General features: G+C 62.9%; 7 protein-coding genes and 1 pseudogene. 6 read left to right on the top strand and 2 right to left on the bottom strand.

All coding sequences use genetic code 11. The features are described 5' to 3' along the window. Window positions 1–162 precede the first annotated feature (162 nt). Both KGA88_RS30470 and cueR read left to right on the top strand, forming a co-directional pair. A complete protein-coding gene (locus KGA88_RS30470) occupies window positions 163–2556 on the top strand; it encodes a heavy metal translocating P-type ATPase (RefSeq protein ID WP_223596472.1) in 2394 nt (797 codons plus the stop codon). Further along, window positions 2553–2966, top strand: coding sequence for a Cu(I)-responsive transcriptional regulator (gene cueR / locus KGA88_RS30475; protein ID WP_223596474.1), 414 nt, complete (start codon window positions 2553–2555; stop codon window positions 2964–2966). The genes KGA88_RS30470 and cueR overlap by 4 nt, the downstream gene beginning before the upstream one ends. 197 nt (window positions 2967–3163) lie before the next feature. Here cueR and KGA88_RS30480 read toward each other — a convergent pair whose 3' ends face one another. Continuing rightward, window positions 3164–4057, bottom strand: coding sequence for a PA4780 family RIO1-like protein kinase (locus KGA88_RS30480; RefSeq protein WP_095944167.1), 894 nt, complete (start codon window positions 4055–4057; stop codon window positions 3164–3166). 444 nt (window positions 4058–4501) lie between these two features. On the opposite strand from KGA88_RS30480, the pseudogene KGA88_RS31895 reads away from it, so the two are divergent. Both KGA88_RS31895 and KGA88_RS31900 read left to right on the top strand, forming a co-directional pair. Then, window positions 4502–5590 (top strand): annotated as a pseudogene (locus tag KGA88_RS31895) (cache domain-containing protein); the annotation flags it as partial. Window positions 5591–5719: 129 nt separating this feature from the next. Next, on the top strand, window positions 5720–6448 hold the full coding sequence (locus tag KGA88_RS31900) for a methyl-accepting chemotaxis protein (protein ID WP_371317838.1): 729 nt from the start codon (window positions 5720–5722) through the stop codon (window positions 6446–6448). Between the two features lie 167 nt (window positions 6449–6615). On the opposite strand, the gene KGA88_RS30490 is transcribed toward KGA88_RS31900, so the two are convergent. Then, the gene (locus KGA88_RS30490) at window positions 6616–7893 is read right to left on the bottom strand and encodes an acetyl-CoA C-acetyltransferase (protein ID WP_223596476.1); all 1278 of its coding nucleotides are present in this window, start codon (window positions 7891–7893) and stop codon (window positions 6616–6618) included. 238 nt (window positions 7894–8131) lie between these two features. Between KGA88_RS30490 and KGA88_RS30495 the strand changes: the two genes are divergently transcribed. Continuing rightward, a complete protein-coding gene (locus tag KGA88_RS30495) occupies window positions 8132–9484 on the top strand; it encodes a 3-oxoacyl-ACP reductase (RefSeq protein ID WP_110662327.1) in 1353 nt (450 codons plus the stop codon). Between the two features lie 2 nt (window positions 9485–9486). Then, the gene (locus KGA88_RS30500) at window positions 9487–10341 is read left to right on the top strand and encodes a MaoC family dehydratase (protein ID WP_223596478.1); all 855 of its coding nucleotides are present in this window, start codon (window positions 9487–9489) and stop codon (window positions 10339–10341) included. Window positions 10342–11154: the final 813 nt, after the last annotated feature.

The raw sequence follows: 11154 nt of genomic DNA on the forward strand, positions 1-11154 counted from the left end.
CGCGAAGGCGTCGTGTCAGGCAAAATTGATGTCGACTGACACGACGCTTTCGCGAGCAAGCCCGCTCCCACATTAGATCAGCGGCACGTTCAAGATTGGCGCTTGACCTTGCCAGCATGGCAAGGTTGATCCTGTGGTCATCTACTACAGGGAGTGCGACCGATGTCCGAATCCACCACGTTCGACCTGCCGATTGCCGGCATGACCTGCGCCAGTTGCGCCGGGCGTGTCGAGCGCGCCTTGAGCAAAGTCATTGGCGCCAGTGCCGTCAGCGTCAACCTCGCCACTGAACAGGCGCGGGTCCAGGCACCCGCCGACAGCTTGCCGGCCTTGATGGATGCCGTCGCCAAGGCCGGCTACAGCGTGCCGCAACAGAGCCTGGAATTGAGCATCGACGGCATGACCTGCGCGTCCTGCGTCGGTCGCGTCGAGCGAGCGCTGGCCAAGGTGCCGGGGGTGAAGAGCGTCAGCGTCAACCTGGCCAACGAGCGCGCCCACCTGGAACTGCTCGGCCAGATCGATCCGCAAAGCCTGATCGCCGCCGTGAGCAAGGCCGGTTACAGCGCCAGCGTATGGGAAGCCGAACACCCGCTTACCGACAACCAGCAACAACGTCTGCATCGCGAACGCCTGGCCTTGATCATGGCCATTGCCCTCGCCTTGCCATTGGTATTGCCGATGCTGCTGCAACCGTTCGGCGTGCACTGGATGCTGCCGGCCTGGGCGCAGTTCGCCCTGGCCACGCCGGTGCAATTCATCTTCGGTGCACGGTTCTACGTTGCCGCCTGGAAAGCCGTGCGCGCCGGAGCCGGCAACATGGATTTGCTGGTGGCCCTGGGCACCAGCGCCGGATATGGCTTGAGCCTGTACGAATGGGCCACCGCCGCCGGGCGCATGCCGCATCTGTATTTCGAAGCCTCGGCGGTGGTGATCGCCCTGGTGCTGCTGGGCAAGTACCTGGAAAGCCGCGCCAAGCGCCAGACCGCCAGCGCCATCCGCGCCCTCGAAGCCTTGCGCCCGGAGCGGGCGATCCGGGTGATCGATGGCCGCGAGCAGGAGGTCGCCATCAGCGCCCTGCGCCTCGATGACCTGGTGATGGTCAAACCCGGCGAACGCTTTCCGGTGGACGGTGAAGTGATCGAAGGCCAGAGCCACGCCGACGAAGCGCTGATCAGCGGCGAGAGCCTGCCGGTGCCCAAGCAGCCCGGCGACAAAGTCACCGGCGGCGCGATCAACGGTGAAGGCCGGATGCTGGTGCGTACCCAGGCCCTCGGCGCGGAAACCGTGCTGGCGCGGATCATCCGCCTGGTGGAAGACGCCCAGGCCGCGAAAGCGCCGATCCAGAAACTGGTGGATAAAGTCAGTCAGGTGTTCGTGCCCACCGTGCTGCTGATTGCCCTGGCGACGTTGATCGGTTGGTGGCTGTATGGCGCGCCGATGGAAACCGCGCTGATCAACGCCGTGGCGGTGCTGGTGATTGCCTGCCCTTGCGCCCTGGGCCTGGCCACACCGACCGCGATCATGGCCGGCACCGGCGTGGCGGCACGCTACGGGATTCTGATCAAGGATGCCGAGGCACTGGAGCGTGCCCATGAAGTCAGCGCCGTGGTGTTCGACAAGACCGGCACCCTGACCTCCGGCGCCCCGCGCATTGCTCATCTGAGTGCCGTCGACGGTAATGAGGCGAGCCTGCTGCAACTGGCCGGCGCCCTGCAACGGGGCAGTGAGCATCCCCTGGCCAAGGCTGTACTGGACGCCTGTGCCGAACGCCATTTGCAGGTCGCCGATATCAGCGACAGCCAGTCCCTGACCGGCCGGGGTATCGCTGGCACCCTCGAAGGGCGTCGCCTGGCGCTGGGCAATCGGCGCCTGCTGGAGGACAGCGGCTTGGATGCCGGGGCGCTGGCCAACTCGGCGATCGCCTGGGAAAAACAAGGCCGGACCTTGTCCTGGCTTATCGAACAATCCCCCGAACCACAGGTGCTGGGCCTGTTCGCCTTCGGTGACACTCTAAAGCCCGGCGCACTGCAAGCGGTGCAACAACTGAGTGCACGAAACATCAGTAGCCACCTGCTGACCGGTGACAATCGCGGTAGCGCCAAGGTGGTGGCCGAGGCGCTGGGCATCCAGGATGTGCATGCCGAAGTGCTCCCGGCGGACAAAGCCGCCACCGTCGCGACACTGAAAGAAACCGGCGTGGTGGCGATGGTCGGCGACGGCATCAACGACGCCCCGGCACTGGCCGCCGCCGATATCGGCATCGCCATGGGCGGCGGCACCGACGTCGCCATGCACGCGGCCGGCATTACCTTGATGCGCGGCGATCCGCGACTGGTGCCGGCTGCGCTGGAGATCAGCCGCAAGACCTACGCCAAGATTCGGCAGAACCTGTTCTGGGCCTTCGTCTATAACCTGATCGGCATTCCGCTGGCGGCGTTCGGCTTCCTCAATCCAGTACTGGCCGGGGCGGCCATGGCATTGTCGAGCGTCAGCGTGGTGAGCAATGCGCTACTGTTGAAAACCTGGAAACCCAAGGACCTGGAGGACAACCGATGAACATCGGCCAAGCGGCCCGCCACAGCGGCCTGAGCGCAAAGATGATCCGTTATTACGAATCCATCGGCTTGCTCAAGGCCGCTCATCGCACCGACAGCGGCTACCGGGTGTATGGCGATGATGACCTGCACACGCTGGCGTTCATCAAGCGCTCGCGGGACCTGGGGTTTTCCCTGGAAGAGGTCGGCAAGTTGCTGACCCTCTGGCAAGACCGCCAGCGCGCCAGCGCCGATGTGAAAGCGCTGGCCCGTCAGCACATCGAAGAGTTGAACCGGAAGATCCGCGAGCTGGGGCAGTTGCGCGACACCTTGCAGGATCTGGTCGAGCACTGTCAGGGCGATCATCGGCCGGATTGCCCGATTCTGAAGAATCTTGAGTCGGGGTGTTGTGCTGAACCGGCTCAAGCCTGATGCATTGAAGCCGGCTGTACCGACGCCATCGCGGGCAAGCCCGCTCCCACAGTGTTTGCGGCCGGTCACAAATTCTGCACACATGCACAAATCCCTGTGGGAGCGGGCTTGCCCGCGAAGGCGGACTAACAGTCGACACAGGTATTGAATCTGTAACCCACAAAAAACCCGGCCGACGCCGGGTTTTTTTTAACCGATCACTGCATCCAAGGCGGAGGCGGTTCTTCGGTCTTGCCCGGCGGAGCATCGTCCGCCGCGCGTACGGCTTGCTTGCGCTCTTCATCCAGGCGCGCGGCCTCGATCTCGCGCATGATGCCGCCCACGTCAGCCAGTTCTTCCGTGTCGGCGAACTCGCCGGTCAGGACACTGGCCGGGTGCAAGGTGCCGGCCTCGTACAAGGCCCACATTTCCTTGGCGTACTTGGTCTTCTTCAATTCCGGCGCAAACCGCCCGAAGTAGGACGCCATGTTGCCCACATCCCGCTCCAGCATGCTGAACGCGTGGTTGTTGCCCGCCGCGTCCACCGCTTGCGGCAGGTCGATGATCACCGGGCCGGTCGGCGTCAGCAGCACGTTGAACTCGGAAAGGTCGCCGTGCACCAGACCGGTACACAGCATCAGCACGATCTGGGAAATCAGATACGCGTGATACTCGCGGGCCTGGTCCGGTTCCAGCACCACATCGTTCAAGCGCGGCGCAGCATCACCGTACTCGTCGGCCACCAGCTCCATGAGCAGCACGCCTTCGAGGAAGTCGAACGGCTTGGGCACCCGCACACCGGCACTGGCCAAACGGAACAGCGCCGCCACTTCGGCGTTCTGCCAGGCGTCTTCGGTTTCCTTGCGGCCAAACTTGGAGCCCTTGGCCATCGCACGGGCCTGACGGCTGTTGCGTACCTTGCGGCCTTCCTGATACTCGGCCGCCTGACGGAAACTGCGTTTATTCGCCTCCTTGTAGACCTTCGCGCAACGTAACTCGTTGCCGCAGCGCACCACATAAACAGCTGCTTCTTTACCACTCATGAGTGGGCGCAGCACCTCGTCGACCAGACCGTCCTCGATCAGGGGTTCAATGCGTTTTGGAGTCTTCATCAGCTTTTATTGTGGGTCCTTTATTACCAAACACGCGAAAGTCATTCGTTATACGGCAATCCACTCACGGGGGGGAGGGGTTGCCGACTTATGAACATTGCAGAAGCACACAATGTGCCGATTTCATCAGGTAAACCCGACGACCGTACGGGTCGCTCCAGATCATAGCCGAGCCTGCGTCACTTGTTGTGCAAGGGCATTGAGGGCAATTACGACAGAAGCTGACACCACAACTCCTACCTTCCGTAGGATTTTTCCCAACGGGCCTCAATTTCCTCCGACAACAGCCGAAGTCCTTAGTGACAAAGTGATTTGTCCGACAATCGCTGCCACAACAAAAGCGATGCCGCACTCAAGGACCGGGTTGACCAAGAACGTTTACGGCTGCCAATAAACCGCGAGTCATCTGCACTGCGTGGGCCTACAAGAAAATCTGGAGCGCGGATGAACATCAAACAGAAGTTGACCTGGGCGTTTGCAATCATCGCCTGCCTGCCCGTGGTGCTGGTCGCCACGCTCGTTGTGCTGAACCTGCGCAGTGATGCCAGGGACGAATTCATCGACGGCAGTGCCCGCGAGATTCGTCAGGTCAGCAACGCCATGCAATTGTTCTTTGACGGCATCAGCCAGAACGTCGATTACCTGGCCAAGCAGCCGCTGATCCGAAATTCCGACGACAGCCTCAAGACTTACATGGCCGCCAACGCCGAGAGCGTCCCTCAGGGCGAGGCGGACAAGAAAGTCTTCACCCTGCTCCAGGACTTGGGCAACAGCCACCCGGCCTATGCCTATGCCATCCTCGGCACGGCGGCGGGCGGCTACGTGTCGTGGCCGGATGATCCGAAACTGAACAACTACGACCCGCGCCAGCGCCCATGGTACAAGGCCGCCCAGGCCAAACCGGGCAAGCCGTTCCGCACCGAGGCCTACTACTGGGCCCAGGATGACGCGACCTACGTCAGCACCGTGCGCACCATCGACAACAAGCTGGGCACCAACGGCGGCGTGGTCAGCATCGACGTGACGCTCAAGCAGCTCACCGAAATCGTCAAGCAGATCAAGCTCGGCGAAACCGGCTACCTGATGCTGCTGGAAAACACCGGCATGGTCCTGGTGGATCCGAAACAACCGGAACACAACTTCAAGCCACTGAACAGCCTTGGCGACGGCTACGCGCAACTGGCCAAGGCCGGCAAAGGCCTGGTGGAAGTGGAGCTGAACGGCGAGCGCTACATGGCCAACGTCTGGCCATCGGAGCAACTGGGCTGGACTTTCATCGGCCTGATCAAACAGGACGACGTGATGAGCTCCGCGACCCAGTTGACCTGGTTGATCGCCATCATCGCTGCTGTTCTGGCCGTGGTCTTCGCCATCGTTGGCGCCAGTTTTGCCAGCCTCATCGTGCGCCCGATCCGCAGCGTGGCCAGCGGCCTGGAAGGCATCGCCCAGGGCGAAGGCGACCTGACCCAGAACCTGCAAATCCGCGGCAGCGACGAAACCGCGCAACTGGCCAACTGGTTCAACCAGTTCCTGGCCGCGATTCGCAATCTGATCCAGAGCATCGGCGGCGCGGCAGGCAAGATCCTCGCCACGTCCAAGAGCTCAACCCAGGTCTCCAGCGACATGGCCGAAGCCGCCGGACGCCAGCGTGAGGCGGTGGACATGGTCTCCACTGCATTCCACGAAATGGTCGCCACCGCCAACGAAGTCGCGCGTTCTTGCAGTCAGGCGGCGGAATCGGCCGACAGTGGCCAGCGCCAGGCGCGCGAAGGCCAGCAGCAGATCGATGCGGCGGTGAACAGCGTGGATCGCCTGAGCCAGGAAATCGAACAGTCGGCCCAGTCGATGCAGCAACTGGAGCGCGACAGCAACGACATTCAGTCGATCCTCGGGACCATCCGCTCGATCGCCGAACAAACCAACCTGCTGGCGCTGAACGCCGCGATCGAAGCGGCCCGGGCCGGTGAACAAGGTCGCGGTTTTGCCGTGGTGGCCGATGAAGTGCGGGCCCTGGCCAAGCGCACGGCCGACTCCACGGCGGAAATCGACGGGCTGCTGGGTAACCTGGCCAAACGCACCAGCCAGGTGACCCAACAGATGCACGCCAGCCTGGAAGTGTCCCAGCAATCGGTGACGCGCATCGGCGAGGCGCGCAACAGCTTTGGGCAGATTCGCGAGTCGGTGGACGTGATCCGCGACATGAACACCCAGATCGCCACCGCGGCGGAACAGCAGCACCAGGTAGCCGAAGACATCAACCGGCACATCAGCCAGATCCATGGCGATGCGCAACTGGTGGCAGAACTGGCCAACTCGGCGCGCCTGGACTCCCAGAGCCTGGCCGGGTTGTCGAATGAGCTGGACGGGTTGGTGCGCAGGTTCCGTACATAAGCGAACCGATCAACTGTGGCGAGGGGGCTTGCCCCCGTTCGGCTGCGAAGCAGCCGTAAAGCGATCAACGTAGTATGCCTGAGAAAAAGCGGTCGCTGATTTTACGACCGCTTCGCGCTCGAACGGGGGCAAGTCCCCTCGCCACACTGGCCCCCTGAGCTAAACACTCAGCGCTCGATGATGGCGGTCACACCCTGCCCGCCCGCCGCACAGATCGAAATCAGCCCCCGCCCCTTGCCCGCCGTATCCAGCAGCTTCGCCAGGTTGGCGACAATGCGCCCACCCGTGGCGGCAAACGGATGCCCGGCCGCCAGTGAACTGCCCTTGACGTTGAGCTTGCTGCGGTCGATCGAGCCCAACGGCGCATCGAGACCAAGACGGCTTTTGCAGTACTCCGGATCTTCCCAGGCCTTCAACGTACACAGCACCTGCGCGGCGAAGGCTTCGTGGATTTCGTAGTAGTCGAAGTCCTGCAAGGTCAGGCCATTGCGCGCGAGCAAACGCGGCACGGCGTAGACCGGCGCCATCAACAGCCCTTCGGCGCCGTTGACGAAATCCACCGCCGCCGCCTCGCCGTCACGCCAGTAGGCCAGAATCGGCAAGCCGCGTGCCTTGGCCCATTCCTCGCTGCCCAGCAGCACCAGTGACGCGCCATCGGTCAGCGGTGTGGAGTTGCCTGCGGTCAGGGTGCCCTTGGCGCTTTTCTCATAGGCCGGCTTGAGCGCGGCGAGCTTTTCCAGTGTGGAGTCCGGGCGCAGGTTGTTGTCGCGGGTCAGTCCCAGGAACGGTGTCATCAGATCGTTGTGCCAGCCCTCGGAGTAGGACGCGGCCAGTTTCTGATGGCTCTCAAGCGCCAGTTGATCCTGAGCCTGGCGAGGGATGTTCCAGGTCTGGGCCATCAACTCGCAATGCTGGCCCATGGATAACCCCGTACGCGGTTCGCCATTGCGCGGGAATTCGGGGATCAAATGCTTGGGGCGCAATTGCAGGAAGGTTTTCAGTTTGTCGCCGGTGGTTTTCGCGCGATTGGCTTGCAGGAGAATTTTGCGCAAGCCCTCACTGACACTGATCGGCGCATCCGAGGTGGTGTCCACGCCACCGGCAATGCCGCAGTCGATCTGGCCCAGGGCAATCTTGTTCGCCACCAGCAACGCCGCCTCCAGCCCGGTGCCGCAGGCCTGCTGGATGTCATAGGCCGGGGTGGCGGGCGACAGTCGCGAACCGAGTACGCACTCACGTGTCAGGTTCATGTCCCGCGACAACTTGAGCACGGCCCCGGCGACCACTTCGCCAATGCGCTGGCCGTGCAGGTTGTAACGTTCGATCAGGCCTTCGAGGGCGGCGGTGAGCATCACCTGGTTACTGGCCGTGGCGTAGGGGCCGTTGGAACGGGCGAAGGGAATCCGGTTACCGCCGATGATCGCGACGCGGCGCAGTTGGGTCATGAAAGGCTCCTGACAAATTATCTGATTTCAACACCATCCCCTTGTGGGAGCGGGCTTGCTCGCGAAGGGGCCTGCTCATTCAACATCGATGCTGGCTGATACACCGCCATCGTCGGAACGCCGCCCGGAACAAGCTCGCTCCTACAATGTAACCAAGCGTAGGCCTTATCTCGTGGATCGAACGACTGATCGCCATTCATGGTCCACACTTTGAACCCCAGCTTTCGGAGCGCGTTCCATGTCTGACCGCTATATCGACTTCGCCAATTCGTCCATCGGCCATCGTCTGGTGGGCGCCCTGGGGTTGCCGGCGCCGACCCGGCTGGAGCGCTGGCAAGCAGGCCGGCTGCGGCCCGTGGAAGGTGCGCTGCTGATCGGCGGCGGGCCGTTGGTCGAACACGTCAGTGCCTTCGCCAACCGCCTGACCGACGCGATCTACAGCTACGGCACCGAGCCATCGATAGCCACCGCGTGGATTCCCGGCCATGGACCGAAACTCAAGGCCGTGGTGTTCGATGCCAGTGATCTGCTGCATACCGATCAGCTCAAGCAGCTGCGCGAGTTTTTCCAGCCACTGATGAAGAATCTCGATCACTGCGCGCACCTGGTGATTCTCGGACGCGATCCGCAAACCCTGCGCGACCCATTCGCCGCCAGCGCGCAACGAGCCCTGGAAGGTTTCAGCCGTTCGCTAGCCAAGGAGTTGCGCAGCGGAGGCACGCTGCAATTGATCTACGTCGGCGAAGGTGCCGAGGCGCAGCTGGAAGGCCCGCTGCGGTTTTTCCTCTCGCCCAAAAGCGCCTTCGTGTCCGGGCAGGTCATTCGCTTGAATCCGTGTTCGACGCCCGTCACCGACTGGACACGCCCACTCGCCGGGCGCAAGGCACTGGTCACTGGCGCGGCGCGGGGCATCGGTGCCGCCATCGCCGAAACCCTGGCCCGTGACGGTGCCGACGTCATCCTGCTCGACGTGCCACCAGCCAAAACCGATCTCGAAGCCCTCGCCGCGCGCCTCGGCGGGCGCAGCATCACCCTCGACATCTGCGCCGAAGACGCCGCCGCGCAGTTGGTCGAACAGTTGCCCGACGGCCTCGACATCCTGGTGCACAACGCCGGTATCACCCGGGATAAAACCCTGGCCAACATGACCCCGGAATTCTGGGACGCGGTGCTGGCGGTCAACCTCAATGCACCGCAAGTGCTGACCAAGGCCCTGCTCGACAGCGGCGCCCTGCACGACAACGGCCGGGTGATCCTGCTGGCGTCCATCAGCGGCATTGCCGGCAATCGCGGGCAAACCAATTACGCGGCGAGCAAGGCCGGGCTCATTGGCCTGGCGCAGGCGTGGGCGCCGTTGCTCACCGAGCGCGGCATCAGTATCAACGCCGTGGCGCCGGGCTTCATCGAAACGCAGATGACCGCGCACATTCCCTTCGGCCTGCGCGAAGCCGGACGCCGCATGAGCTCCCTCGGCCAGGGCGGCCTGCCACAAGATGTCGCCGAAGCCGTGGCCTGGCTCGCGCAACCGGGCACCGGCGCCTTCACCGGGCAAGCATTGCGCGTATGCGGGCAAAGCGTTCTGGGGGCTTAAGGATGATCACCGACTGGCACACACTCAACCGCGAACCCAGTCTGCCGGGGCTGTACGCCCGTGCCGCAACACGGCGCAAAATCACCGGCACCACCCTGCCCGATTCGGGTTTGCGCTGCTGGGTCGATGTCGACCCCAAGCGCCTGGCGGCTTATCGCAAGGTCAGTGGTTTCGCCGACAACGGCCTGCTGCCGCCGACTTATCCACACATCCTCGGGTTCGCCTTGCAGATGCAACTGCTCACGGCCAGGGACTTCCCGTTCCCGCTGCTGGGCCTGATTCACCTGAGCAATCGCATTGGAGTGCTGCGCCCCATGGGCGGAGTGAGTCGGGTGCGCGTCAGCGTGCAGGTGCAAAACCTGCAACCCCACGCCAAGGGCGCGACATTCGATCTACTGACCACCCTCGACGATCAGTTGGGACCATTGTGGGAAGCACAAAGCAGGATGCTCTGCCGCGGCGTCAAACTCGAGGGCGAACCGCTAGAAGAACCTCTGGCAAGCAACCTGGCCTTGAGCGAAATCGAGCACTGGAAAGCGCCCTCGGACATCGGCCGGCAGTACGCCAAAGTGTCCGGCGACTACAACCCGATCCACCTCAGCGCGGCCAGCGCCCGACTCTTCGGCTTCCCGACCGCCATCGCCCATGGCCTGTGGAACAAGGCACGCACGCTGGCTGCGCTGGCCGGGCATCTGCCGACGGCGAATGTCGAGATAGCAGTGCAGTTCAAGAAACCGGTACGGTTGCCCAGTGAAGTGACTTTGCTGGCCAGTGCGCCGGGGACGAGCGGGGACTTTCAGTTGCTGGGTGTCGGGGATCTGGAGCATATGGTCGGGCATTGGCAGCCGGTGGCCTGACAAGGCGGGTATGTACAGCAAGATAATCAGGCCGGCTGGCCGCCTTCGCGAGCAAGCCCGCTCCCACAGGTACTGAGTGCATCTGCAAGAAATGGGTTGGCTGGCAGGCCGCCTTCGCGGGCAAGCCCGCTCCCACAGGTACTGAGTGCATCTGCAAGAAATGGGTTGGCAGGCAGGCCGTCTTCGCGGGCAAGCCCGCTCCCACAGGTACTGAGTACATCTGCAAGAAATGGGTTGGCTGGCAGGCCGTCTTCGCGGGCAAGCCCGCTCCCACAGGTACTGAGTGCATCTGCAAGAAATGGGTTGGCTGGCAGGCCGCCTTCGCGGGCAAGCCCGCTCCCACAATTTGACCGAGTACATTTGGTAGAGACAGGTTGGCTGGCAGGCCGTCATCGCTGGCAAGCCAGTTCCTACAGAAGAGTAACGGCAGCGCGGCGTACACCCACGCTCCTCACCACTCATCAGGCCGAGCGTTAGCTCGCCTGCAGCTCTTGATCTTGACTCACCCGCCCCCTCGGGAGGCTGAGTGGAGGTGTTCATCCGGGGACTGGCGCGCAGCGCCGTTCGACGCAGTCGAACTCATTGCATGTAGGTCGAAGCGAAGCCGACCGGAGGGCAATGCCCCCGGATGAATACCGGAGCGAAGGAACGCCGAGCCTTAGCGAGGGGCCGTACGCCAGGGGCGAGTGAAGGGATCAACCACATAGGTAACAGAAGAGTTCAGTCACATAGGTAACACCAGGTCACTTACTTCTGATCACCTTTAACGTCACATAATCTTCCTTTGCATCCTTTTCATCGATGCGACCTAAC

It is taken from the genome of Pseudomonas sp. A-R-19 (assembly GCF_019956575.1).
GTDB lineage: Bacteria > Pseudomonadota > Gammaproteobacteria > Pseudomonadales > Pseudomonadaceae > Aquipseudomonas.